Origin of the sequence: Chromohalobacter sp. 48-RD10 (genome assembly GCF_029889785.1) — a bacterium.
Classification (GTDB): Bacteria; Pseudomonadota; Gammaproteobacteria; order Pseudomonadales; family Halomonadaceae; genus Chromohalobacter.
This window is the reverse complement of record NZ_JARANX010000014.1, coordinates 12,314-38,228: the sequence shown is the minus strand read 5'-3', so window position 1 is coordinate 38,228 and position 25,915 is coordinate 12,314. Positions and strand designations below refer to the sequence as shown.

Annotated in this window: 19 protein-coding genes and 4 pseudogenes; 10 read left to right on the top strand and 13 right to left on the bottom strand. The window is 60.1% G+C overall.

The genetic code is table 11. The features are described from left to right. Positions 1-29: 29 nt before the first annotated feature. The 3 genes and pseudogenes from OP496_RS13350 to OP496_RS13340 all read right to left on the bottom strand — a co-directional run. The gene (locus OP496_RS13350; protein ID WP_280564202.1) at positions 30-1,403 is read right to left on the bottom strand and encodes an O-antigen ligase family protein; all 1,374 of its coding nucleotides are present in this window, start codon (positions 1,401-1,403) and stop codon (positions 30-32) included. Positions 1,404-1,781: 378 nt separating this feature from the next. After that, complete coding sequence (locus OP496_RS13345) at positions 1,782-2,213, bottom strand: DUF2384 domain-containing protein (RefSeq protein WP_280564200.1); 432 nt, start codon at positions 2,211-2,213, stop codon at positions 1,782-1,784. Positions 2,214-2,582: 369 nt separating this feature from the next. Then, positions 2,583-3,454, bottom strand: a pseudogene (locus OP496_RS13340) (IS3 family transposase); the annotation flags it as partial. 260 nt (positions 3,455-3,714) lie between these two features. On the opposite strand from OP496_RS13340, the gene OP496_RS13335 reads away from it, so the two are divergent. The 3 genes from OP496_RS13335 to OP496_RS13325 all read left to right on the top strand — a co-directional run bounded on the left by OP496_RS13335 (position 3,715) and on the right by OP496_RS13325 (position 5,813). After that, a complete protein-coding gene (locus OP496_RS13335) occupies positions 3,715-4,872 on the top strand; it encodes a cation diffusion facilitator family transporter (protein WP_280564198.1) in 1,158 nt (385 codons plus the stop codon). A gap of 295 nt (positions 4,873-5,167) precedes the next feature. Continuing rightward, positions 5,168-5,416, top strand: a complete 249-nt coding sequence (locus tag OP496_RS13330) for a DUF4160 domain-containing protein (protein ID WP_083868104.1) — start codon at positions 5,168-5,170, stop codon at positions 5,414-5,416. Then, entirely contained in the window at positions 5,403-5,813 is a 411-nt protein-coding gene (locus OP496_RS13325; protein WP_280564194.1) for a DUF2442 domain-containing protein, read from the top strand. Before OP496_RS13330 ends, OP496_RS13325 begins: the two co-directional genes overlap by 14 nt. A gap of 200 nt (positions 5,814-6,013) precedes the next feature. On the opposite strand, the pseudogene OP496_RS13320 reads toward OP496_RS13325, so the two are convergent. The 5 genes and pseudogenes from OP496_RS13320 to OP496_RS13300 all read right to left on the bottom strand — a co-directional run. After that, positions 6,014-6,145, bottom strand: a pseudogene (locus OP496_RS13320) (ISL3 family transposase); the annotation flags it as partial. A gap of 250 nt (positions 6,146-6,395) precedes the next feature. Continuing rightward, positions 6,396-8,435, bottom strand: a complete 2,040-nt coding sequence (locus OP496_RS13315; protein WP_280564192.1) for a diguanylate cyclase — start codon at positions 8,433-8,435, stop codon at positions 6,396-6,398. Continuing rightward, a pseudogene (locus OP496_RS13310) lies at positions 8,425-8,613 on the bottom strand (integrase core domain-containing protein); the annotation flags it as partial. The pseudogene OP496_RS13310 and the gene OP496_RS13315, both read right to left, overlap by 11 nt. A 600-nt stretch (positions 8,614-9,213) precedes the next feature. Then, positions 9,214-9,338 (bottom strand): annotated as a pseudogene (locus OP496_RS13305) (transposase); the annotation flags it as partial. A 278-nt stretch (positions 9,339-9,616) separates the two neighbouring features. Beyond that, positions 9,617-13,099: a DEAD/DEAH box helicase gene (locus tag OP496_RS13300; RefSeq protein WP_280564190.1), complete on the bottom strand. Its 3,483-nt coding sequence runs from the start codon at positions 13,097-13,099 to the stop codon at positions 9,617-9,619. A gap of 347 nt (positions 13,100-13,446) precedes the next feature. On the opposite strand from OP496_RS13300, the gene OP496_RS13295 reads away from it, so the two are divergent. From OP496_RS13295 to OP496_RS13270, 6 genes are all read left to right on the top strand, one after another. Continuing rightward, a complete protein-coding gene (locus OP496_RS13295) occupies positions 13,447-14,817 on the top strand; it encodes an IS1380 family transposase (RefSeq protein ID WP_280564188.1) in 1,371 nt (456 codons plus the stop codon). A 315-nt stretch (positions 14,818-15,132) separates the two neighbouring features. Beyond that, positions 15,133-15,936, top strand: coding sequence for a hypothetical protein (locus OP496_RS13290; protein ID WP_280564187.1), 804 nt, complete (start codon positions 15,133-15,135; stop codon positions 15,934-15,936). A 104-nt stretch (positions 15,937-16,040) separates the two neighbouring features. Then, positions 16,041-16,331 carry a helix-turn-helix domain-containing protein gene (locus OP496_RS13285; RefSeq protein WP_348522008.1) on the top strand — a complete coding sequence of 97 codons (291 nt, stop codon included), beginning with the start codon at positions 16,041-16,043 and terminating at the stop codon, positions 16,329-16,331. 82 nt (positions 16,332-16,413) lie between these two features. Then, positions 16,414-17,043 (top strand): IS30 family transposase, encoded by a 630-nt coding sequence (locus OP496_RS13280; RefSeq protein WP_280564184.1) that lies wholly within the window; start codon positions 16,414-16,416, stop codon positions 17,041-17,043. A 47-nt stretch (positions 17,044-17,090) separates the two neighbouring features. Then, positions 17,091-19,472 (top strand): hypothetical protein, encoded by a 2,382-nt coding sequence (locus OP496_RS13275; protein WP_280564183.1) that lies wholly within the window; start codon positions 17,091-17,093, stop codon positions 19,470-19,472. After that, positions 19,466-21,772, top strand: a complete 2,307-nt coding sequence (locus OP496_RS13270) for a hypothetical protein (protein WP_280564182.1) — start codon at positions 19,466-19,468, stop codon at positions 21,770-21,772. Before OP496_RS13275 ends, OP496_RS13270 begins: the two co-directional genes overlap by 7 nt. 9 nt (positions 21,773-21,781) lie before the next feature. Here OP496_RS13270 and OP496_RS13265 read toward each other — a convergent pair whose 3' ends face one another. The 3 genes from OP496_RS13265 to OP496_RS13255 all read right to left on the bottom strand — a co-directional run bounded on the left by OP496_RS13265 (position 21,782) and on the right by OP496_RS13255 (position 22,981). After that, positions 21,782-22,477 carry a plasmid pRiA4b ORF-3 family protein gene (locus tag OP496_RS13265; protein ID WP_280564180.1) on the bottom strand — a complete coding sequence of 232 codons (696 nt, stop codon included), beginning with the start codon at positions 22,475-22,477 and terminating at the stop codon, positions 21,782-21,784. A 73-nt stretch (positions 22,478-22,550) separates the two neighbouring features. After that, positions 22,551-22,727 carry a type II toxin-antitoxin system PemK/MazF family toxin gene (locus tag OP496_RS13260; RefSeq protein WP_280564178.1) on the bottom strand — a complete coding sequence of 59 codons (177 nt, stop codon included), beginning with the start codon at positions 22,725-22,727 and terminating at the stop codon, positions 22,551-22,553. After that, positions 22,727-22,981 carry an antitoxin gene (locus OP496_RS13255; RefSeq protein WP_280564177.1) on the bottom strand — a complete coding sequence of 85 codons (255 nt, stop codon included), beginning with the start codon at positions 22,979-22,981 and terminating at the stop codon, positions 22,727-22,729. The genes OP496_RS13260 and OP496_RS13255 overlap by 1 nt, the downstream gene beginning before the upstream one ends. Positions 22,982-24,363: 1,382 nt before the next feature. Between OP496_RS13255 and OP496_RS13250 the strand changes: the two genes are divergently transcribed. Next, entirely contained in the window at positions 24,364-24,798 is a 435-nt protein-coding gene (locus tag OP496_RS13250; protein ID WP_280564176.1) for a transposase, read from the top strand. 210 nt (positions 24,799-25,008) lie between these two features. Here the strand turns inward: OP496_RS13250 and OP496_RS13245 are convergent, their stop codons facing one another. Together OP496_RS13245 and OP496_RS13240 are read right to left on the bottom strand one after the other, a co-directional pair. Continuing rightward, on the bottom strand, positions 25,009-25,278 hold the full coding sequence (locus OP496_RS13245) for a BPSL0761 family protein (protein ID WP_280564175.1): 270 nt from the start codon (positions 25,276-25,278) through the stop codon (positions 25,009-25,011). A gap of 288 nt (positions 25,279-25,566) precedes the next feature. Continuing rightward, positions 25,567-25,791 carry a hypothetical protein gene (locus OP496_RS13240; RefSeq protein WP_280564174.1) on the bottom strand — a complete coding sequence of 75 codons (225 nt, stop codon included), beginning with the start codon at positions 25,789-25,791 and terminating at the stop codon, positions 25,567-25,569. Positions 25,792-25,915 lie beyond the last annotated feature (124 nt).

Here is a 25,915-nt window from a genome sequence, read left to right as displayed (position 1 = left end):
CATCCCGAGGGAAGGTACCACCAGGAAGCTCATCGGCCCTCCCGGCGCCAGCCGAAAACCGACGAGCCGGTCGCGCGCTGCCACCGCCAGATATGGGTGACCAGCCCGCCCATGACCAGGGTGAACACATAGCCGCCGGACCAAAAGGCCAGATAGGACTCGAACAGATTGGCGATCATGAAAAACACAAAGAAGCCAGCACCAAACAACGCTACATCGCCCGGCAGCGCACCGCCACGCCAAGCCAGCCAGGTCCCCCGCGCCACCCAGATGGCCAGCAGTGCCACTACGCTCGCACCGAGCAAGCCATAGCCGACCAGCACTTCCAGGACGGTATTGTGAAGGTGGCCGAAGCGCTGACTAACGCTGTCGGGCAGCCACTCCGTCTGCTCCATCACCAGACTGCGCCCTTCCCCGCCCCAGCCGACGAGGGGGCGCTCAGCGATCCACTCGGTGGCAGCACGCCAGGAGTGAATTCGAATACCCACGCTGGAATAGGGCACTCCGCTCCAGTCGCCTTGGATGACGCTGGCGATCACCTCCCGTTCGGCCATCACCCTGCGCTCGACGGTGTCATGGAAGGCCGCCGCCAACACCCCGATAACCAGTAAGGCGCCGATGGCGGCTGCCACCCCTCGACGTGTGGCGCCCTGGGCAGACCCACTAAGCTGCCAAGCTCGCCAGGCCCAGCCCCCCAGCATGCCAAGAGCCGCCGCGCTGAACGCCAGCCAGACGCCTCGCGTCTGAGTCACGACAACCCCCGCCAGGCAGACGAGCGCCATGATTCCCCAGGCCAAACGCCGCCCCCAGGCCAAGCGCCCCGCCCTCAGCATGCGCGGCGCGAAGGACGCCAGCCCCAGGGCAGCCGCCCCGAACAGCATCGCCACATGCTGGGCATTGTGAATCCCGAAATCGACCCGCTGCCCTGCCAGGCCCCGCTGCCAGCTCTGCCAGCCATGGCCCTCGAGCCACACTGCCAGCAGCCAACCCGGCACGGCTATCGCCCAGACCCATAACGTCAGCCGAGAGCTGCCACCCAGCCACCAGGCCATGCCGATAAACAGAAACCACTTGGCCATACGATCCAATTCGGGGTTATCCGGCACCCATTGTGGATGATGCAGATATCCCAGCACCCAGCTCAGTAACTGAACCAGGATAATCGCCAACAACAGCCACAACGGCGCCGACGCGCGTAGCTCCCGACCCCAGCACAACACCGCGAATAGTCCCAGTAGTGCCATCAGCGTGCCCGCTTGCTGGCCCACCGCCGGCCACACAATGTGGCCCGCCGCATACAGGAAAGTCGCCACCAGCCCGAGCCATGTCAGAACACGCGGCAGCTGCCCTTCGGGAAAGAAATGAGAGGGTAACCTGCTAGAAGGCAAAAACGGGGGAAACACGGGTGTCTGCCGCCTATATCATCGTGAAGGGAATGACCGAGCATGCTACCAGAATTCCCGCACAACCGAAGAGCCAGGCCAGCCGAAGACCCACCGCCCGCCTCGTGATGAACCATGAGCGGCAATGGCCCCCAGTGAACCGCCCCGACTTTATCGGAGACCCGTTGGCTCGAGTCAGGCTGCCTTCCTGGTCTGACCCTGTTGCTCATAATACAGCGATTTTCATTCGGCCGGCGGTATGTTGCCGATCGGCTCCACAAGCCACCGATACTTGAACCAGTCGGCCCACTCCGAGGAGCAGGGTCCCCGGCGATGGCGGAGGCAAAGACCCACTTGGGCACTTGGACGCGATAGGCCACTCTCTCAGCAGGCACTGGATCACCCGACGCCCCCTGCTTTGAGCGACTGCACATAACGCAGCAGGTCATCGGCCCGACCCTCGCTCACCAGCTGCTCGGGGGGCTGGTAGTCGAAAGTAGAGATCGGCTCATTGCGGAACCAGAACAGGACATCCGGCAATTTGCCATTGATATCCGCCGCCGCGCCCAGCACGCGGAGCACATCGCGAAGGAAAGACTGCAGTTTCTCCGCGCCTTGGGCGCGGTTGATCGTTGTCCGGTGCACATGGGCACGGGCGGCCAGCGTCTGGATGTCCATGCCCAAGGCGCTGGCAAATAACCGAGGGTTAATGACTGGCTCGCCACCGGCACGTGCCGAGGCCTTCAGATCGGCCACAAAACACTCGAACGACGCGGGGGCGTGGTAATCGGCCAGGTCGGGGAAGGAGTCTCGCAGAGTTTTAGTGGTCATATCAGTCACCCCACAACCAATATCGCATTGCCGCTGCAGCCGTGAATGGGGTCCACTTCCGACGATCCGCGACCTAATGTTCTGGTCAAGTCAGAGCGGACACATCTTCAAGCTGCAACTGCCAATTCAACCTCCCTCGGCGTCTGGTAGCCTAGGGTCGAGTGTATCCGGCAGCTGTTGTATTCCATCTCGATAGTCCCTCAGTAATGCGCTCCCAGAACGCGCGCTTGGCATCCCGCTGATTGACGCCCGGTCGGCCAGGCGAACGCATCGGTGCCCGCCCCGTCTGTTCAGCAGCGCCCCAGCCACGTGATCGTCCCATGCAACACCTCCAATATCGAGATGTTGCGACGACCAATTGAATCCGCCCTGACTGCCGCGGTCGCTGTGATGGATGAGTCCTTTCTCGGGCTGCCGGCGGCCTACGGCCATCTCCAGGGCATCCAGTACCAACTGCGTGCGCATGTGATCCGCCATCGCCCAGCCCACCAGCTGCCGGTCGTGGAGGTCGAGCACCGCCGCCAGATAGAGCCACCCTTCCAGCGTCCAGATCGCCGTGATATCGGCCACCCAGGCCCGGTTCGGCGCTGCAACCATGAACTGGCGGTTCAGCAAGTTGGGGGCCACCGGTAGAGTGTGCTGACTGTCAGTCGTATGACGCCAGCGTCGACGCTGCCGTGCCTCGACGCCGGCTTCCCGCATCAGGCTTCGGGCCTGGTAACGGCCGACCTCATAGCCGCAGCGTCGCAGCTCTTTGGCCATGCGGCGGCTGCCGTAGCTGCCGCGCTTCCGGCGATGGATCCCTCTGACCTCACGGAGCAGGGCCTGTCGATGGTCATCAGGGCCACGCCGTCGCCAGGCATAGAAACCACTCCGGCTGCCCCGCATGACTCGACACAACACGGCCACAGGATAGGTGGCCTTCTCCGACTCGATGAACTGGTATCTCAGCTCGACTCTTTGGCGAAGAAGGCCGCCGCCTTTTTTAAAATATCCTTTTCAATCTGAAGCCTACGAACTTCTTCGCGGAGCTTCTTGATCTCTGCGTCGGGATCGTCCTACTGCCGCCCTGAGCTTCCGGCGACCTGCTGACGGTGCTGGCGGCACCAGCGGTCCAGTACGCTGCGCTCCAAGCCTAGGCGCCGGGCGGCCTCGGATACGGAATACCCCTGCTCGGTCACCAGGCTCACCGCATCCGCCTTGAACTCATCGGAATACCGACGTCGAGTCTTCTTGGTCATGAACACCTCCATTGCCTACATTATGAGGCTTATCAGGGTGTCCGCTCCAATTGGACCACTTCAGGTTTTCAGCTAAATCCCAGACAGTATCAGCCGCCTCGAGGCACGTCATTTCAGGGATGGTGTTGCACTCAGAGCCTGCATCCGCCCAATGACGATACGTCTTCCAAGTCGCTGCCTTGTGCCAATCTGGACCTTTTCGGTACCATTTCCTGCCGCCTCATGGCCACCTGCACCGTCAAGCACCTCAGGGAACGTTCATGCAGACCAATCTCGCGAAGCATCAGGCGACCCGACGCATTACTTGCCTGTCCGCGGCGATCAACACCCTGCTGGGCGTGGCAAAGATCCTGGTCGGTTGGATCGTCGGATCCGCGGCCTTGGTCGCCGACGGCATCCACTCCTTCTCTGACTTGGTGACCGACGGCTTTGTGCTTGCTGCCTCCCACTATGGCCATCAGGGACCTGATCACGATCACCACTACGGCCACGGCCGTATCGAGACCCTGGCCACACTGTTCCTGGGTAGCGTGCTGATCTTCGTCGCCGGTGGTATCGCCTGGTCGAGCCTCGAGCGTCTGATCTCTTCCGCCGAGATCCCCCCGCCAGGCTATTGGGCGATCCTGTTGACCGCTTTGGCACTGCTGTCCAAGGAGTGGCTCTTCCACCTGACTCGTCAGGTGGCGCGGCGCATCGGCTCGAAGATGCTCGAGGCCAACGCCTGGCACCACCGCAGTGACGTGCTCTCGACTGGCGTGGTGACGGTGGCCCTGGTCGGCAGCCAGTTCGGCGCCACCTGGATCGATACGGTTGCTGCAGTGATCGTCGGCCTGATGGTCGGCAAGGTGGGCTGGGGCCTTCTGTGGGAGTCAGGCCGCGAGTTGGTGGATACCGCCCTGCCGGTGGCTACCCAGGAGGAGATGCGCCAGGTGGCGAAAAGCGTGGCCGGCGTCGAGGGCATCCACGATCTGCGTACCCGCCAGTCGGCCGGGCACACCATGCTCGACCTACACGTGGTGGTGTCACCGCGGATCAGCGTCTCCGAGGGCCACGAGATCGGCAACGAGGTGAGCCGCCGCCTTCGCAACGCCTTTCCCGCTCTCACCGACCTCACTTTCCATATCGATCCTGAGGACGACACTGGCGAGGACGAACCCAGCCGCTTCCCGGGTCTACCACTGCGCCCCGAGGTCGAGGCTGCCCTGAGGGAATGTTGGGGGCAGCTGGACGTCTGGGCGGCGATTCGCGATATGGAGCTGCACTACCTGGAGGGGGCGGTCACGGTGGTGGTCTGTTTGGAGGAGCAGTCGCCCTTTGATAGCAAAAGTGTTGAACGGCGCCTGGAGGGCTGTGCCAGGAACATTGGTTGGCTTTCTCACGTCGAAGTGCGGCGCCTAGCAGATAGGTCATACACCTGATAACAGGTGCGACAAGCTTCGATATGGTTAAAACCCGGACAGTATCAGCCTGCCTCGAGGCACGTCATTTCAGGAACCGCCGGACACGTCATTTCAGGGATGCAGGGTGCTTCTCGGAAGCTCCCAAGCCTGTGGACAGGCACGTCATTTCAGGGACCGCAGGGATGCTAGCGCCGTCTATTAGGAACCGTACCCACCTTCGGCTCCTAGTTGGAGACCAGACAGTGTACTACCTCTCCGATCCACGCTGATCCAGCATAAACCCAAACGGTTAGGTTTATGCTAGACTGTCCTCATGCCAACCATTCTCCGTTTCGATGGCCTGAGAGCCGTCATCTACCCCAACGACCATCGACCGGCGCATGTGCACGTCATCGGCAAGGGCGGTGAAGCGGTCTTCATCCTGCACTGTCCGAGTGGTCCTCCCGAGTTGCGTGAGAGTTACCAATTCAACTCGAAGGACCTCAACCGTATCGCGTCGGCACTGTCAGAAGAACTGTTGGCGTTATGTGCCAAATGGAGGGAGATTCATGGCCATTACTGATGATGTTATCCAGCAGGCAGAGGCTCGCATGGCCGCCGAACGCGACCATGCCCATGCTGAGGCCGCACGCTACGACCGCCGCACCAGCCGAGTGATCGTGCGTCTGCACTCTGGGCTTGAGCTCGCGATCCCTCCGCATCTCGTGGAAGGCCTCGCCGATGCCACATCGGAGGCCTTGGCCGAGATCGAGGTATCCCCCTCCGGGCTTGGCCTGCACTGGCCTCAGCTCGATGCCGACCTCTACGTGCCCGCTCTCTTGGAAGGGCAGTTTGGCTCTAAACAATGGATGGCTCGTCAGCTAGGCGCCGCAGGGGGCCGTAGCCGTAGTCCAGCCAAACGCAATGCAGCCCAGGCCAATGGCGCCAAGGGAGGGCGGCCACGGAAGATACAAGTCTAAGACTTTCAAGGATGCGGTCTATGCTGAGTCCACGAAGAAAGGCTATCGAGTCAGTGAAGCGGATCTACTCGATGAAGCCCTGCAGGACTATCGCATGAAGCATGGACTTACAGCCGACTGAGGGCACGCGCATGAACGAGAGAATACTGGGAGTGCTTTACTCCAAGGGGTGGACACGCCTTTTCCGGTTCTTCGTCACATCATGTGGATTTGGTCTGATCCAGCAGGCGCCCCACAGGGCTCCCAATCAGGTAGATCATGGCGATGAAGCTGGCCTCGTTCCGGTAGCCGCGTGCGCGTGACCTGGCCGCCTGGAAGAGCCCGTTCATGCCTTACCCGACGGGCGTTGGTCAGACCAGAGTCCAGCACCTCACTAATTGCTTGGCATGCCGCTCCAGCGTCGTCAGGGGGCTCACCATGCTATCCGAGGCATGCTAGGAGTGTGCGGATATCCAGCAGACAGCCCTGCTCGACGTCGGCACGTGCCTCTGGCCAAACAGAGCTTCACGGACGAGCCCTAGCCTGCCGTGGGTACCTGCCCCGGGCATCTTCCATATGGGCTGGCTCCCGGCCAGAGGCACTTCAAGCCTCTTCCCAGTGCACCCGATTGCGACCCGCTTCCTTGGCAGCGTAGAGCTTTTGGTCGGCGCGCCTGATCGCCGGCTTCAGCGTAGTCTCCCCAGCGCAGACCAGCGTCACTCCTAGTGAGGCGGTATAGGCCAACGTCGTGTCTTCATTCATGGCCTGACCGATCTTGGCAGGGGTGAGGGAGATTGCCTGGCGTAGCCTTTCGGCAACCTTCAGAGCTTGTTCTTTGCTCGTGTTCGGCAACAGTACGGCGAACTCCTCACCGCCAATGCGACACAGGACGTCGCCGTCACGCAGCACCTCCCGAGCAAGCAGAGCAAAGGCCTCCAGCACCAAATCACCCACATCGTGGCCGTAGGTGTCGTTGATGTGCTTGAAGTGGTCGAGATCGATAGCCAACAGCGACAGCGGGGCGCCGTTGCGCTCGGCACGGGCGATCTCCATGGCTGCTTGGTCTTCCAAAGCACGACGGTTCCCCAGGCCGGTGAGCGGATCGGTGAGCGCCTGTTGCTGCAGACGCGCTTCCATTGCCTTCCGCTCGCTGAGGTCGAATACCATGGCCCGAGAATATTGAAAGCCCTCCTCGGTCACGTGCGCTTTGCCTTGGATGGCTACTGGCAGACGAGTGCCATCGCGACACAGGAGTTCGCATTCCGCACCCCCTTCCCGCCCCTCGCCCAACACCTTCTGAAAGGCGGCGTCGAAGGCCTCACGAGTCTCCGACGTCACAAAGTCTCGATAGTGACGCTTGCCGATCACCTCGTCAGCGCGGTAGCCCAGCCACTCGAGCTCGGTGCGATTGATCTTGATGATCCGGCCCTCACTGTCCAGCGAGTGATAGCCGCAAGGGGCGTACTCATAGAGATCTTGAACCTCACTGGCGTACTGGCGGGCCTCGCGCGAGAACGTTAGCGCCCGTTGCCGTAGCCCACGCAGCCGATGGTTACTGAGCACCCAGAACACCCCGAAAGCTATCGATAAGAGGTAGACCAAGACGATCGCCAGCAGCTGCACCGGATTTTCCAACAGCAGCCCCAAGAAGCTGGGCCTCGACATGAGGATGCCAAGGCGCCAAGGCTGGGTGCCCCGGTCACTGATGATCGTGCCCGCTTGACTTCGATAATGCTGAGTACGCAGATCATGGCTGCGGAAGGCAAGCAGATGATTGTCCAAGGTCATGCTACCTTGGTTACGGGTAGCCATGACCTCCCAGGCAGCGGGCCACTGTGTTGACAGCGACTGACCGAAGCGCGCGCCTGAGCCACCGCCATCAGGCAGCAACCACTGACCTTGGGCATCCACCAGCAGCGCCTGGCCCTGGGTCCCATGGGCATGAGGCAGTGACTCCGTGAGTTTGGACCAGTCGAGCGTGAACAACAGCATGCCCAGACGTTCACCTCGCTCATCAACAATCGGTGTGGCGATATCGATGACGGTCGTCACCGGTGCCCCTTCCTTGCCGGACGCCCCCAGGCGTGGCGGGGAAACATAGAGGTCCCGCGAATGTAGGCTCATCGCCTTGTGAAAGGTGTCAGTAGCGTCATGTGCAATCGCCGGAGACTGCGATTCTAGAGGTAATTTAGAGGCAACTGCCCACTCACGGCCTTCGACATCCACCACCATAAGGCGGGTATAGCGATCGAAATGCGTCAGCAGAGTGCGAAGCAGTGCGTCCAGCTGTTCCCAGTCGCGCTGCGACGCTCGATCCCATCTGAGCTTTTGGCTTACTGTTTGACGAGACAGGAAGCGCCTTAGCAGGGGATATTCCGCGGTGGATAACACCTGATTGAAACTTTCGTTCATGCCTCTCAAGAGTAGTTCATACTCGGAGGAGAGCATCGCCTCGGCCGACCGGCGCGTAGCGTCAGTCCGCTCTTCCAGGTGCGACATGAAGATGGGGGCCACTGTCAGCGTGACCAATGCCATGGGGACCAGGACTGCCACTGCCAGGCGAGCCCGAAAGGGTGTGATGATCAAGGGCGAGACCTCGAAATGTTCTGGCCAAGTCAGAGCGGAAACATTTTCAAGCTGCAACTGCCCGCTCAATCTCCCTCGGCACCTGGTAGCCAAGGGTCGAATGGGGCCGGCAGCTGTTGTACTCCATCTCGATGTATTCGATCACATCCCGCCGTGCTGCCTGGCGGCTCCAGTATCGCTGACCTGCCAGCCACTCGCTTGTCAGTGAGCCGAAGAAGTGCTCCATGACGGCATTGACGCTCCTAAGTCTAGTCGCAGCGCCGGCAGCCTGTAAATCCTTGGTAATCAGTGGGTAGAGTTCGCGCACCATATAGCGCTTGAGACAGCGGTGGATCTCTTTGGTAAAGCGGCCTCCTGCGTTCACCGCCCAACGTAGGCGCGTATGCGTCGTTCGCTGCGCATACGCACCATGGCAATTGTCCAGAGCGCATTATTCGCTTGTCGATCGCCGCCACGGTTGAGCCGATGGTGAATGACCTTGCCCGAAGAGGCCTCACGCGGGCTTACACCACAGAGTGCGACAAGGGCTGCATCACTGCGAAGGCGCTCGGGATTGTCACCGGTGGTCATCCGTAGTTCGCCGCTGCCTGTGCGCCGATACCCGAGCAGGTGCCAAGCTGGGAGCGGCTTGATGTGCGAGCCGCTCCAATGTGGTATCTAGCTCCCGAAGCTCCCCGGTCAGGGCCTGCCAGCGTCGGGCAAGTAGCTGCAGGGTCGATGTCTGGGACCGGAGCATTACTGAATCATCTTCTGGCACCAGCTCCAGGCAGGCTGCCACACATGCTGCCGCGTTTGGCTTAAGCAGTTGCTCTCGCAGTGCCTGCGGAGCGCTCACCAGTAGGCTGCGCTCCACGCACAGGCGTCCAGCAGCCTCGGGTACGGCATACCCTGATTGATCACCAGGCTCACCGCATCCGCCTTGAATTCATTGGAAAACCAACGTCGAGTCTTCTTGGTCAGGGACACCTCCACTGCCTCCTTATGAGACTTATCGGGGTGTCTGTTCCAATTGGACCACTTCACCTCCCAACGAGCAACTACAAAGCGGGACATGACACGCGAACGCCCGGGAAGACAACCACCCCATCGCCAGCAAGCCCGGCATCATGCTGGGCTCGTGGCATGACGGTACAGGGTTGTCCCTTAGCCAGAATCTTGTTGGCCTACCTCAACGGCCTATGCACGCCAGGCCCGGCCGGGGGCGTCCGGCAATCTCGGGGCGGTTAAACCCACTTGTCTTACGCCACCGGCGCGAAGAGCAGCGCCAGGTCTTCCTCGTCGAACAGCGGGCCATCGCTCTGCTGCTTGCTGCCACCCGCCAGGATCGAGGCCGCCAGATCGGCCTTTCGGGCCTGCAGTTCAAGAATGCGCTCCTCCACCGTTCCGGCACATACCAGCTTGTAGACGAACACCGGGTTCTGCTGGCCCAATCGGTGGGCGCGGCCGGTGGCCTGGGCCTCAACTGCGGGGTTCCACCAGGGGTCGTAGTGGATCACCGTATCCGCGGCCGTAAGATTGAGGCCGGTACCGCCAGCCTTGAGGCTAATCAGAAAGACCGGCACCTCTCCTTGCTGGAACAACTCCACACGCTGGGTGCGGGTCTGGGCAGGGGTATCGCCGGTGAGGAGAGTATAGGGGATAGCATCGCGCTCCAGACTCGAGCCAATCAACCCGAGCATCTCGGTAAACTGCGAGAACACCAGGATACGCCGCCCTTCCTCAATTAGCGGCGGTAGCAGCGCTCGCAGCTGATCCAGCTTGGCCGAGCGACGCACCTCCTTAGCGCTATCCAGCTTGACCAGACGGGGATCACAGCAGACCTGGCGCAGCTTGAGCAGCGCATCGAGCATCACGATACCGGAACCGGCCAGGCCACGTTCCGAAATAGCTTGCTGTACCCGTTGGTGCTGGGCTAGGCGCAGACTCTCGTAAAGCTCACGCTGGCTGCCGGTTAGCGTGATCTCACGACGCGTGTCAGTCTTGGCAGGCAACTCCTCCAGTACCTGTTGCTTGGTACGGCGCAGCAGCAGCGGCGCAATACGCCGTGAGAGACGCTGACTCAGCCCTACGTCGTTCTCCTTCTCGATGGGAGTGCGGAAATGCTGGCCGAACCACTGTTGGCTGCCCAACGCCCCAGGTGCGACCGCATCCAGCTGAGCCCAGAGCTCGCCCAAATGGTTTTCCAGTGGCGTACCAGTCATCGCCAGCGTCCGGTCAGCCGTGATCTCGCGCACAGAGTGCGCTGTCTGACTGGCCGCGTTCTTGATTGCCTGGGCCTCGTCAAGCACCAGCAAGCCAAACGCACTATCTCGCAGACGCTCCACATCACGCATCAGCAATGGATACGTGGTCACCACCAGATCCGCATGGGGCAGCTTTTCCTCGATCTGACGTTGACGCTGGGCCTTGCCGCCCTGCAGTGCCAACACCTCCAAATCTGGTGCGAAATGAGCCGCTTCGGCGCACCAGTTGCCCACCAGGCTAGTGGGGGCCACGACCATCACCGGGGCTTGCAACATGCCACGGGCCCGCTCATCCAGCACATGCGCCAACACCTGCACTGTCTTGCCTAGGCCCATGTCATCAGCCAGGATGCCGCCGGTACCGAGCTCGGAGAGGAAACGCAGCCAGGCTAGGCCACGGGATTGATAGTCACGTAGCTCCCCCATGAAGCCCTGGGGAACCGGCAGGCTGTCGGGCAGTGCTTTGAGCCGCTCGGCCAGGTTCGCCATTCCCTCGCGCCCAACCCAACGCTCATGTTCGGCCAGCGGTGCCACACTCTCGGCAGCGGTGAGCGGTAGCTGAAGCGCCGCCTCCGGATCGGTCTCGTCATTCAGCCAATCCAGAATCGGCGCCATCAGCGAGCGCAGGCGAGCGAGCGGCAATACCAGCCGGCGGTCCCGGTCCAGCGTGAGCGTCCATGTGACTGCGTCGGGCTCGTCGTCTGCAGGCTCCAGGGGGAAGTCCGGGTCCTTGAGCAGCTGACGCAGAATCGGCAACAGGTTGAGACGCTCCCCTTCCACCTCGATGTCCAGCGCCAGATCAAACCAGCCGTTGCCGGCCGACTCAAGTTCGCCATGCCAGGCCTCCGGCGCGAGTTCGCGCGGCTCTTCCGGGAACTCGTCGCTGAAATCAACCCGGCAGCCTGACTCGCGCAGTCGCTTGATCATGTCCCACCACCCGTCGGGCCGCGCCAGATGGGAGGGCCACTCAGCGGCACTGGCCGGAGGGGTGTCGCCACTGGGCAGCATTAATGACCAGGCTGGCACATCCAGCTTGGCCGGCACGGCCCCCTCCGCTATGAGCGACTCCAGCGTTATCATCCCCGCCGGCAGGTTACGGATCTGGGCCGTCTCCGCCTCCCTGTCCCGGTGCACCGTCACCCGCTGGCCTTCCTGAAAGACAGGGTCTATGTCCTGCCAGCGCGCGGTCACCCTGATGCCGTCATAGTCGAACCCCACCTCGGCGGCGCCCACGCTGACCCATTGTGGCATCGGCACACCGTCGCGGTAGGAAAGCTGGCCGTTCGCCACCCGCATGGTGACCATGATTCGCGGCGCTACCTGCGCCAGGGTACGCTCCTCCACCGCCTGAGGCGGCGGCACTTGGTCGGCCAGCGCCGGCGTGTTGCTCAGCCGCTCGCCAAGCCACTCACTCATCTCCGGCGGCAGCGGCGGGGAATAGCGCAGTTGACGCAGCAGGTCAGGGCTTCCCGACATGCGACCGAACAGCCCCTGCTCAGGGTCGAGGTAGCAGAGCCCGCGTCCGGCTTGCGCCACCATGGCCTCGGCGGACAGTGTCTCTCGCGGCAGTGTTTCGGCCTGAAGATGTTGATTGCCCTCGGCATCGGGCTGCCAGCCGAGCGACAGCTCGCAGTCGGTGCCCAGTTCAAGCCGCTTACCTGTCTGCTTTCGGAAGAACAGAAGCGGCGGCTCGGCATCATTTAACAGTGCCCAGAGCGCACGCGATTGGAAGGGCTGGGAAACGATCGTCCAGTGGCGTTGCTGACCACCCTCCCAGTGCGAGTCACGGGTGCCGCGCAACAGCAAGCTCAGCGCATCCTCTTGGGTTTCGGACCAGCCGTTCAGGGGCGCCGGCCTCAGCCCGTGAGGGTGCGCCTCGACGGTCTGCGGCGCGACCCATCCGCCGTGGCGTTTACTCTGCCGCGAAGGGCGCAGCCATACTGGCAGGACGCTGAGCACCGATTCCCAGCGACGCTGTACCACGTCGAGAAACAGCCCCAACCGATACTCCGCGTCGACGGTAGACCCAGTCGCAGCCACGCGTGTCGAACGCTCCAGCCGCTCCAACCAGGCTTCCCAATCACGCGTCAGTCGTGACGACTCCATTTCCCTCGCCGGGCTGGCCTGCGAGGCGTGATCGTCCTCCATCTGATCGAGAAAGGTCTGGATCAGCGCCACCGCATGCTTGCAACCAAAACCGACCGGGCAGGAGCATCCCGCTAACAGCTCGTTCCCGCTGCCATCAGCATCCACTGCTACCTCAGTGACATAGTGTTGCTTTTGGCTTCCCACCACCTCGGCGCTTAATACGATTCTATCGTCCTCGACCTCCAGGCTCATGCCGCTCGCTACTCGGCCCTGTCGGGCATACCGGAGACCGCGTTCCAGAGCGCCCTGATCGAAACAGTTTGCCCAGTCCATCTGAAGCACGGTGTTGGTCAGTGTGATGGCGAGGTCGTCACGACGTGGATCTGACACAAAGACATCCTCAATTGATGACGAGGCAGCTATTGGACAAGACCCTCTGAGCCTTCGCAACCCGCGACGAAGGGCCGAGAACCTCCGGCGCTGCTCAACGCGCTTCAGAAACTGGCCCCCAGACAAGCTGTACAGGATCCAGATGGTGCCAACACGCGATAGCACAGGATGCATGTCGGTAACCAGGGAGGGGCGCCGTGCCCCCCCCCTTCTTCATTGGTCGAGCGTCTCTCCTTCCGAAGAATCGCTTTTACGCGACCCCGGAAATTGCACCAGACATAAAAAAAGGCGGCTGAAAACCGGTTATAATTCAAGAGCCTAACCAAGAATCTACCGAGACAGCCGCCATGACAAAATGTACCACGTCCACCACCTCGTTTCCACGCTGCAAGGGCCGCCAGGTCAGCGCCAGTTTTGACGGTGGCGAGATCACCTCCGATGGCGGTGCCCTGTTGCTTCGCCAACTTGGTCGTGAATGGGGCTTGACCCGCACCATCGCCCGTCGCCCGTCGCCCGTCGCCCGTCGCCCGTCGCCCGTCGCCCGTCGCCGGGATGACACCCGGGCTTCTCGACGTTGTCAGCACCGGGCCGAGACCATGCTTCGGCAGCGGGCTTTCGGCCTGGCGCTGGGCTACGAAGACCTCAACGATCATCATGCCTTACGCCGCGACATCGCCCTGCAAACCGCGGTCGATACCGATAGTGTGCTGGCCAGCCAATCGACGCTGTGTCGTTTCGAACAGCAGGCCAGTCGCCAATGGGCGGTGGCCATTCAGGAGGAGATCGTCGAGCAGTTCATCCGCTCCTTTCGGCGGCCGCCGAAGAAGCGCCTGATCCTGGACTTCGACGCCACCGACGACCCCGTGCATGGCGAGCAACTCGGCCGGCATTTCTCCGGCTTCTACGACGGGTACTGCTTTCTTCCTCTCTACGTCTTCTGTGGCCAGCAGCTGCTGGTCAGCTACCTGCGCCCGGTCTATCGCGATGCTGCCTACCATGCCGGGGCTATCCTCGCCCTGCTGGTCCGGCGCCTGCGTCAGGCCTGGCCCGAGGTCAAGGTCGTCTTCCGTGGCGACAGTGGCTTCTGTCGGCCGATGATCCTCAACTGGTGTGAGCGCCATGGCGTCGAGTACATCGTCGGCCTGGCCACCAACAGCCGCCTCGAGAAGCTGTCACTCGATATTCGCTATGAATCGGCCATCCGCTGGGAGGCCGAGCGGACCAAGCAGCGCCACTTCGGGCGCATCCACTATGCCGCTCACAGCTGGAAGCGCCCGCGACGCAAGGTGGTGGTAAAGGCCGAGACCAGCCATCGGGGCTTCAACACCCGCTACGTGGTGACCAACCTGCATGGTAGCCCGCAGTGGCTCTACGACCATCGCTACTGCCCGCGCGGCGACATGGAGAACCGCATCAAGGAACAGCAGTGGCTCTTCTCGGATCGCACCAGCTGGCATGACTGGTGGCCCAACCAGTACCGGTTGCTGCTGGCCGGTCTGGCCTATCGGCTGCTGGAACGGCTGCTGGAACGGCTGCGCCGGGTGTATCTGAAGCGCACCGCCTACGCCACGGCCCAGGTCACCACCCTGCGCCTGAAGTTGCTGAAGATCGGTGGCGTGGTAATCCGCAATACCCGGCGCGTCCGCCTGATGCTGAGCAGTCACTACCCCGATCAGGACCTCTTCCTCAAGCTGGTCAAGAAGCTGGTGCCGGGGTGACCGGTGCGGTGCTGTCCCCGGCACGGAATAAACACTGGGGGTAAGGGGGCAGTGCGTCTTGATGTCGGGAAATCGATCAAAAAATGATCGATCTTTGCTAAAACTGGCGTAACGAGCTGGCCTGGTCACTCAGCAGGCCAACGTCGCAGCGCTGGTGCAATACCGGGCTAGCTATTCTAGGGCAGAACACCATGATAGTCGTGGAAAAATATCGCCAGATATCAAAAACATATAAAAAATCAATTTTTTATCGCAAAACCAGAGCAATGGGCCCCTGTAAAAGAATTAAGCGCATAAACACTCTAGGAGCCCAACATGACCTTCTTCACCTTCTTCTATACGCCCCTGGCCGGAAGCCCATTCGGTATTGAGGCCACATTATCAGAATTATCTATAGCCAAAATCATCACTCATCGCGAATTAACTGTTTCGGGTGGGCAACAACGCGTCATGCTACCAAGCCCTCCGGTCGTTTTACGTGGCCCTGATATTCCCGGGCACCATCTTCTGAATAGTGAAAGCGTTTTAGCACAGATTAAGAGGATGAAAAAGCATGATCAGCATCAGATCGACACGTTGATGGTTTTGGAAGTAAAAACAGAAAACTTGGTCACTTCGCAATTGGAGTTGTTGCACTTCTTGCTCGGACCTCTGCAACGAGCCGCGTACTTCTCATGTGACCCAATCAGCAAAAACCCTTGCTGGAAACAGGTTATTGAACAAATCGAAAGAAGTGAATCGCTTCGCGATATTGTCAGTTTTTACTTATACCAGTCAGAGAAATTAGAAACCCGACATTACGAGCACTTGCTTGGGGGACTCCTTAGCAAAAGCTCGATCGAAAAATGGCTTCGCTCCCTTCGTTATAACCAAAATTCACAAGCAGAAACCAGAGAAAATTCGATGCAACATCACATCAACGAAAAGCCCCCTATTCCTGACAATGAAAAACCACCTATTCAAAAATTAAACAATACATCCACCGAAGATTTACCAAATAAAAAGGTGGAAAAATCCACTCGACAAATGGAAAAAATATCGAATAAAGAAGACGAAAATGAGCAACGAATCCAATACATAAAAGATCGCTCTAATTGGCTTCTTTCAATTTCAGAGTAACCCCTGAATTCATAGAATAAAAGCAGTACTTTGGACCACGAGGTAGAGGCGAGAGGGGAAGCGCCGGTACCCTTCTCGGCTCACCTACCAAAGTAAAGCAGAGCATGGGATACCGACAGCTGACCCAGACCCAACGATACCAGATCCACGCCCGCTATGACTTGGGCATGAGCCGACGTCAAATCGCCAGAGAGCATGGCATCCACAACAGCACGGTCAGCCGGGAGCTGCGCCGTAACGCCACCGACAGCGGTTACGATCCTGAGCGGGCGCAGTCCTGCAGTGATCATCGGCGTCGCACCGCCTGGAAGAGGACAAAGCGCTTGCCCAGCATGATTGCCGCTGTCGTCGACCGGCTGCGAGAGGAATGGAGCCCAGAGCAGATAGAGGAATAGAGCCCAGAGCAGATCAGCGGTTTCATGGCGCCCTTGTCTGGCGTCGGCGTCAGTCACCAGTGGATCTATTCCTTAATCTGGGATGACAAAGCCCGCGGTGGCGATCTCTGGCAGCATCTCCGCCAGCCCAAGCGGCGAGCAGGCGAAGAGCGCAGGACTCGGCAAGATTCCCAACCGCGTGGGCATCGAGCATCGTCCGGCTGAGATCGATGACAGGCGCTTCACTGGCCACTGGGAGGGTGACATCGTGGTCCAGGGGCACAAACAATCGGGCCTGGTGACACTGGTTGAGCGACGGAGTGGTTACCTGCTGGCGGCACGATTGCCCAAGCTATCGGCGGAGCTGACGCAAAAGGCCATGATCCGCCTGCTGAAGCCCCGCCGTGGTGCCGTCCAGACCACCACCCTGGATAACGGCTCGGAATTCGCTGATCACGAGACCGTGGCCCAGGCAGTAACGGCAGCGACATACTTCTGCGATTCCTACTGCTCCGGGCAGCGTGGGACCAATGAGAACACTAATGGCCTGATACGACAGTACTTCCCCAAGGGAACTGACTTCCGGCAGGTCTCCGATGCCAAGCTACGCAAGGTGGTCGAGAAACTGAATGACCGACCCCGAAAGCACTTCGGATATCGCACACCGGCACAGGTGTTCCTGGGAGAATATTCAGGCGCACTGAATACCGAAGGTGCTGCGCTTTTTTCTTGAACTCAGTCATTAAAGATTAACCTCAAACACTTCTTTCCGGAGGAAAAATGAGCAACAAACACCTCACCCCTAGCGACATCATCCAGGATTGGCGAGAAGCGTTAACTCGGCAATCATTAGATGATGTCACATATAGTCAAGTCATGCATATCATTGAGTATACGTTGCCACCAGTCAGTGCGACGGCAATCTCAAAATCTGTCGACATTTATCATATTGATCATGACACGACATCACCACAAGACTTTCAAAATCTATTGAAATATCTTCCTCAGTCTCTTCCGAGGCGTATTGCTACACGCTTCCCCTTGTTTGTCGCCATGACTAGCCCCCAACATCTGGGCATCAAGGGTTCACTAATTGCCCAATTGGGACGTCGATTGCTTAACGAATGGTTTGCTGACGTTTCAGACAATATAAAAGCGTCACTGTATTATGATCACCTTCTGTCAATACGACGCGTGCTCAGCCTTGCCACTGAGGCTGACAAGCCAGAATCTGGCCTCGGCGATAATGCTTCCAACACTCTGATTTCGCTATTGGGAAGTGAAAAAATGAGTCATCAAGTCTCTAAGGTTCAAGCGGACTACGAACTGTTTCTCGATTTTGCCAAGGATCGCCGAAAACCCGGCGTCCCGATACGTCATATCACAGAGCGAAAAGTAGGTAAACGTCGTGCCGTAAAACGCGACCAATGGCAAGCATCACACCTCGAAAAACTGGCTGAGGCATCGACATGCCCTCCTCGACATCGTCTCGATCCAGAACAAAAAGACCGCCCTTCTATCGGTGATATACCGGAAGAAGCTGTACAGTGGGGCATTCAAGTGCGTGACATTTCTAGCGCGGCCTCGGATGATGAGGCTGAGGTGGTGTTTCAGCGCCAAACGCCCTCAATACTCACCCCCCGCGATGATATTCAGCTAGTGCGTCACGTGATTCGCGCCTCGGCCACGGACAATCTTGCTACCATTCATGATGTCCATCGCCTGCCTCACGAGCGTATACGGACTATCCTAAACGCGGAGCTCCCAGACGATTTACGCGTGTTTACATTACTGCTGCTGTCCACCGGCATGCCGATGGAAAGGCTTAACCGACTATGTCATGCCGAAGAACACCTGTGGCAAGCGGGCAGCACGCTGCCAGATGACAACGCCCCTCGTTGGGATCCGATAAACGCCACTCTCAGCTATCGACTCGCCGATGGCCCTCGTGACCATGCCGCGACAGCCAATCGCTGGATCACACTGCGACTACCAAGGCAAATGAGCACCTGGCTAACGACCTCTCTGGTAAAAGCCGAGGCTGACATCAATGAACCGGGGCGCGCGGCCGTATCTCATGGCACACGCGTTCGGCCGTTCAAATCCACCGCCGCGCGGCTCAACCGCTGGCTGAAGAAGCGATACGCTAATACGCCGGGACTCACCCCCACAGCCCACCGACTACGGGCTAGCAGCTGGCTATGGAGACGCCCTCATGCGAGAGATGATATCTCGGCACAAATGCTCACCGGCCGCGTGGGGCTGGGGCTCTCTGCTCCAGCGGCATACCGTCGAATCGACAGACATGAAATCCAATCCACCTTCGTGCACACCCTGGCAGCACTGGGAATGCCAACCCAACTGAGCGATGTACCTGTATCGTTCCAGACACCCAGCTTAGGCGCAAACGGCTCGCCAGAGGCGCTCCTACCACAGTCGTTTGCCCCAGTGTTCGAAGCACTACGTGCAGCGCTCGCTCCCGCCCTAAGTGAATGGCGGCAGTGGCGTCCAGGCACGCCCCTGCCCCGCCAGCCACTGAGTCGTGTCGCCGAGCTCACCGCGGCACATACGTATCTGTGCTGGCTACTGGCTACCGGGGCTCGCCCGATTGGCCAGGAAAGCCACAATCGACTCAGTCAGGACATGATGTGGATCCGAGATAAAGCGTCCGGTCGCGGAGATGAAAGCCGAGTGATTCCCCTGATCCAACCGGCTAGCAACGCCTTGAATCAGCATGCCGCCTGGACCGCCGCCAGGCTTAGTGAGTGGCAGCGTTGTGGGGGAATACTCGATGATTGTCGCTCGAGCCATCTGGATACCCCAGCCTGGCTCAGCCTAGGACGACGGGCCAATACCATGAAACTGCGCGAAATGTCACATGCCGATTTCACGAACATTATAGCAACACTGCCCGGCCTTACCGACGACCCCCTCGGCTGGCCAAGCAATGTAACGCGGCATTCACTGGCCAGTTGGCTGCGTCATCATCGACCCGCTAGTGAGATCGATGCCATGCTAGGCCATAACCATTATGGGCAAGGCCTGACCGCACCCCATGCTACCGCTGCCATCGGGAAGCAACGCGAATTACGCCAAGCGCTGCAACAGTGGCTACAGCACACCGGTTATGAACCGCTGCCATGGAAGGTGTTGCAATGCTGACATCGAGCGCCAATGCACTCCTGGGGGAATGGGAAGCCGAGGGACATCCGCTACTGAACAAACGACGCGCTCAGGATACCCGCTGGATCGTCGGGGCAGCCTTCCAGTTTGCCGACGATACAGAATTGAAACTGGATCGACACGCTATTGAAGCCCTGGAGACCCAGTTCTACCACTGGCGACGTGAGATCGAGCAAGCCATCTCACGCCACGAGGCCCGGCGACGGCTAACGCGCGTGCTGCAATCACTGAACGAGCAACCTGGCGTTACCGCTGTGCTGCCTCCGCATCCCGTGAGGCCCCATCGTGAGACGGCAATGCCACGACGTGGCGCAACGCTCGTCGAGGCTCACCAGGTCATGGCGCTGGATCGTCAACTACTGCACTGGGCACGGCAACACCAGCATCATGATAGCTGGCTGTTCGTGCTGGCAGTACGCCTCGTGACTCGTCTCGGAATGGGCGAGGCCGTGCTACTGGGCACCTTGGCACGCCTGACACGGGCACATGTCACCGAGGGTTGGTTACTGCTGCCCTCGATGCCCGATGAAACACTGGCAGACGGCGCCCATTACCGACTACAACTTCCCAGTGCACTCTGGATCCCGCTGCGAGCCATATTAAGCAGGAGCCCTCAGGGCAGCGCTCAATGGCTGTTACCGCCCAATAACCATTCGGAACTCACCACGCGAACGCAGAGGGAAGGCAACCTGCGAAGCCGGCTAAACGCCATGGCCACACAGTGTCTGCGTGATCTCGCTGCAAAGTCCGACACCTCCTTGGCGACACCCCGCCGCAGTTGGAGCCAGATCGCTCGAGCTGGACGACATGTGCCGGTCCTCAGAGGGACACCGCCATTATGGGCAGGCCTGCTGCAGCGATATCCACTGCCCAGCGACACGCCAATGCCCCTGTTGGACGACTCGACGGCACATCGCTACGAGACAGGCGAGAGCCACGGACGCATCGATGCACAACAGCCGCTACCGGAGCTCCCAACACTAGGCGATACCACCCAAGCCGCCGGCGTTCATACACTCGACCTGTCACACCTCCCACCCGACTGGCCGCGGCAGATCAAACGCCGACTCCATCAATTCATCAGGGAAGCCGCTCGACTCACGCCTAATAAGAAGGTGCATACGGACCGCTATGCAAAACCACTGCAGCAATTGCTGGTGGACTACGAAGCATCCATCGTCGATCTAATAGGTCACCATGGCAGCTATGCGCAATGGCTGCTGCATTGGCTTTACCATCTCCTCAGAATCGAGAAAAACACACTGTCGACAGCACACACCCATTTGTCGCGCATCACGCCGCTAACGATTGTGCGGCATGTGGCCAGCTTGGATCTCAGTGACTGGAATAACGAGCTGGTGGAGGAACTACAGGCCGATACACTAACAGAACAGCAGTGGAAGCCCAGCACACGACAGGCTTTTACCCGGGCATTCGGGCAGTTCATCCAGTTTTGTCAGCTTCATGGCATGCTGGAGGATGTCACCCCACCCCAAAACGAACAGAAAAAGAATGTCAGCACCTTACGTACTCGGATCCTCACCCCGGGCCATTTCCACAACCTGTGGCATGGACTGACGCATACAGTGCTCTCCGGCGAAAGAGGGCAGCTGCTCGGCCTGGTCATCGCATTGGGATTCTATGGGGGGCTACGCGCCTCGGAAGTTCGAGGACTGACGCTCAAAGACATCGCGATAGGTGAGGATCGCGGGCAGCAGACATGCTGGGTCGAGATATTAGACGGTAAGTCCAGCGCGGCACGTCGTCGCATAGCACTGCATGTGATGGCCCCACCCTCGGTAGTGAACAGCCTGGGGGCATGGGTCCATTATAGAAGAAACAGCTGTCGGACCACCGACCGACTGAGCGAGATAGCGCTGTTCGGCCCCGAGGGCAACCCAGCCGCCTATACGCGCCAGTCACTGATCACCCCGGTCATTGCCTGGATGCGCCGCATCATGGGCGATGGTGTCGACTTCCACGGGCTACGTCATGCGGCGGTTTCCTGGACACTACTCCGGCTACATGCCGCGCAGAGACCGGGATTCGCCGACACTCTCTTTCATCGCCACCATTGGATGTTTTCCGACGAGGCGCTGGAAGCATTGCGAGTGCATTTCTGTGGCGCAGAAGGCGAGGATGCGATCACACGGGGCACCCTGCTCTTGCGGGTAGTAAAATGGGTTGGTCATCGGAATCCTGAAACCCTGCTGCAGCACTATGTGCATACACTCGGATTGATCCACAGTGACATACTAACGTGCCCGGTAGAGAGCTGAGCCGTCGGGTTACTGACGATTCTTGTCGATCTCGCCCTGCAGGATCTGCATCAGCTCCTCAATGCTGTGAATGCCCTGGGCCTCCAGCGACTGCTCCATGTCGAGGGGCTGTGCCTGTTTCGGGCGAGGCTTGCGGGGTGTATCACCCAGGCGCCGAAAGCTCGCCTGAAAGGGCTCAAGCATGTCGGCGATCTCTTCCTGGTCCAACGACTCGGAATCAAACTCGCCACCCAGTGCCTCCAGCAGCTCCTGACCATAGGTATCCTTCTCACCAGCGATTGCCGCCTTCAGGGCCGCATAGCCTCCCGTGCCGCCAATATCCTCTGGTGGGCAGGCCATAGCGCCGTCGATCAGCCGGGGGCAAGGATCAGTTTCCTCCAGCCCCGTCGCCTCGACAACGATGCGGTGCTCCCATCCATCGCCAAAGTCGTAGAGGTAGTGAAAGCCATCGTCCTTGGCGCGAGCCGCCAGCGACTTCAGCTTGGCGTTACGTGCCAGCGCGACGGACCGATCACTACCCTCGTCCGACTCGCCGTAGTAGCGGCCATGGCACTCAAACTCATAGAGGTGACAATCTTCCCAGCCCATCACATCCTGGATGAGTTCGTGGAGACGGTGCAGGTTGATCTGCTCCGGCACCACCACACGGCGCCAGACCAGCGGGTCAGTATCAAGTAGTTCGATACGCAGGCGAATATCAGGCATAGAGACTCTCCCATCACAAAGCAAGTAACGCCAATCTATCAAAGTGCATCAGAGATGGTGCACTGATCTATTTTTATAGATCATAAGCTTCTCGGGAATAGGAAGCCGCCACCGTTGATGATCGGCGCGACAAGGGTGTGCCCATGGCGAGATCGAACGCGTCCAGCGATTTGATCAACACCGGAGGCATGCCTTGGTGTTCATGGTCCCGAGTGAGGTTGAGCGTGACGAAATAGATGTCACCCCGCATTACAGCAGCTCACGGCCAACGGGCTCAGCATCAAGCCACTCGCGCTCGCCGGCGGACATCTCCGCCGTATTGTCGCACTGATCCAGCAGTTCCTCGAGGGAGTAGCGTGGCTTGGTCGGCTCCACGCTCAGGCGCCCCTGATCGACCTCGATCTTGACGTGAGAACCAGCGTGAAGATGCAGCTGAGCGAGCAGTGCGCGCGGCACCGCCATCATGACGGAGCAGCCGACGCGGCGAAGATTGGTGGTGCTCATGTTGGCCTCCTTTGCGAGATGGACCACCCAGTTATACAAAAATACAACTCATCACCCCACATAGCGCAATCGGTCTCCCGATACGCCGCCAAGGCCTTTCCGGCTTTCAGTTTCGGACCACAACCTGGCGTCCATCGTCGAACCGCTCATAAGTATACTGCACCAAGAGGTGGCCAGCACGGCCTCGACGACCTTGGCGCATCAGGTCACCGACGCACCTGTAGCTGGCACGGGGCCTGGCAGCCAACTCGGGAGAAAGTGACGTATCCATGGCCAGCGCGGGGCTGGCAGCCAACTCGGGAGAAGTCGACGCATCTGGGTCTGGAACGGACCTGCCCGGTACTCGGGAGAAACCGACGTACCAGGGCAGGCGCCAGGTCAGCGAACGACTCAGCAGAAACTGACGTACCCATGGCCAGCGCGGGGCTGGCAACCAACTCGGGAGAAGCCGACGCACCTGGGTCTGGAACGGACCTGCCCGGTACTCGGGAGAAACCGACGTACCAGGGCAGGCACCAGGTCAGGCGGACGACTCGGGAGAAACTGACGTACCAGGGCAGGCACCAGGTCAGGCGGACGACTCGGGAGAAACTGACGTACCCATGGCCCGCGCGGGGCTGGCAGCCAACTCGGGAGAAGCCGACGCACCTGGGTCTGGAACGGACCTGCCCGGCACTCGGGAGAAACCGACGTACCAGGGCAGGCACCAGGTCAGGCGGACGACTCGGGAGAAACTGACGTACCCATGGCCCGCGCGGGGCTGGCAGCCAACTCGGGAGAAGCCGACGCACCTGGATCTCGAACAGAACTACCCGGCACTCGGGAGAAATCGACGTACCAGGGCAGGCACCAGGTCACAGGCGGACGACTCGGGAGAAACTGACGTATCCATGGCTGGCGAGGGTCTGACAGCAGGCTCGGGAGAAATCGACGTACCTGGCTGAAGTGGACCCCATTCACTGGACCACCTGACAGGTCATCGGGCACTCAGGCCATGCCGATGCCCTGTTGCGCCGGCATGGGTACGCGTTTGCAGAGGGAGCAGCGCTTTGCGTAGTGGCGCAGTAGTATCATTCAGGCCCCATCGCTTGCTGAGTGAATATCGCCTTTGGGTGGGCATGTCGTCGCTGCTGAGCAGTTGCCGATGGTACAGCCGGGTCAGCTGCTTCAGGTGTCGAGCCGTAACGGGTACTGACTAAGTAGCTCAAGCACACAAAGCGTCCGCTGGAAGTCCTCGCGCGCGAGGCATCACGCCGCGCAGTCGCTCCAATTCCGCCTTTGTTGGCTGATAAGCTCGATACCAGACGGCTTCGGCTAGCTGTTTCACCTCATCGACCGCACGCTCGAGAGAGCGTGAGCCTACCTGGTACAGCCTTGCCGTCTTGAAGAGCCTGGATAACGGCAACCTGACGGCCAAGCAACTGGCCGCCCTGCAAGAGCTGGTGGCCGATCGAGGTGCCACTGCCGATGCCTGGGTGATGAAGGAGAAGCTGCGGTGGATCCAGCAGGTCTCGACACCGCGTGCCGCCCGATGGCGCATCACAAATTATCTCAAGGTGATGCGGAAGGCGGTCACCGACCAGCCACTGCTCAAGCCCATGGCGAAGGCTCTGACCACGCTTGAACGGCATGCTGAGCAGGTCGTGAGGCGCTGGATATGGGCACTGACCAACGCGCGCCTGGAAGGCATAAACGGGCTCTTCCAGGCGGCCAGGTCACGCGCACGCGGCTACCGGAACGAGGCCAACTTCATCGCCATGATCTACCTGATTGGGAGCCCTGTGGGGCGCCTGCTGGATCAGAACAAATCCACATGATGTGACGAAGAACCCTTTTCACTACGGGGCGTGACAACGATTACGGCCTGGTCAACGCCGTCGTGGAAAACAAAGCATTTTCCAGTCCGACAGCAACGGCTTCTTGTGCCGGGCTAATCTGATCTGTATTGCAGATCTCGGGCGGTCCTCGTCGCGCGCCTCCCTTCAACCACGTCAGGCGCTGGCGACGCATACCCAAGGTAGCCGCCGTTATGCCTTCGCTGTCGCACCATGCCGGCCTTCGTCCCCCAGCTGCTTCACCTCCGTGCTCGGGCTGAAGACCAGCGGAAGCAAGGTGCTCTGCTCGGCGCTCTCTTCCAGCTTCCCCGCCGTCCGCATTTCTTCCTGGGTCGGGTAGTGCCTGAGCAAGCGCCGGGCTTCGTTGCGGCGGGACTCGGGGAGCGACACGTCTTGGGCAATGTCGATCAGGAATGCTCGTGTCTGGTTCACGGTACGCGTACGTTCGGCAGGTGTTGTCATTCTGTCCTTCTCCCTCGGCTGGGTGGCCAGGGTGGCGCATCCTGGCACACGGCCTTGATCACGCCAAATCGCGACCAACACAGGATGTGGCACACTGGATATCAGTCTATCTTCCAACCAGTGTCGACGCCATAATGAGAGCCCCGGTAGCCACTGGTGCTACTCCATGTCCCGTCGGAACAGTGCCCGGCAGCGCTCACTCACCGTGTTGGCCGTGCCCCTGGCCCCATGACGGTGGCAAGCTCATCATGAGGCCACAGGCTCTGCCCCTGACGCGGATAGCGGGGTCTACCCCCTCACCGGCTCGGCTGCGACGGCCACGGACGATGGCCTGATCCACCGGGCTTCCTCGCGACGCAACACCGCCCAGCACCCCGGGCACAGCTCCAGATACCCGCTCAAGCCGCGCACATCGCGCAGCATGGACTGGGTCAGCCCGAAATCGAGGAAGGCCAGCGGCACAACGGCATACCCCCAGGGCACGATGATCAGCAAGGCGACGAAGGCACCCAACAGCCAGGTGGTCAGTCGCTGCCAGTGCAGAAATTATATCATCGGTGTTCGTTCTCTCCATGGGGCCAGATAGCATTCCACCTCGATCGTCTCGGCACCCCAAAGGCCAGACGAGGCTCCCCCG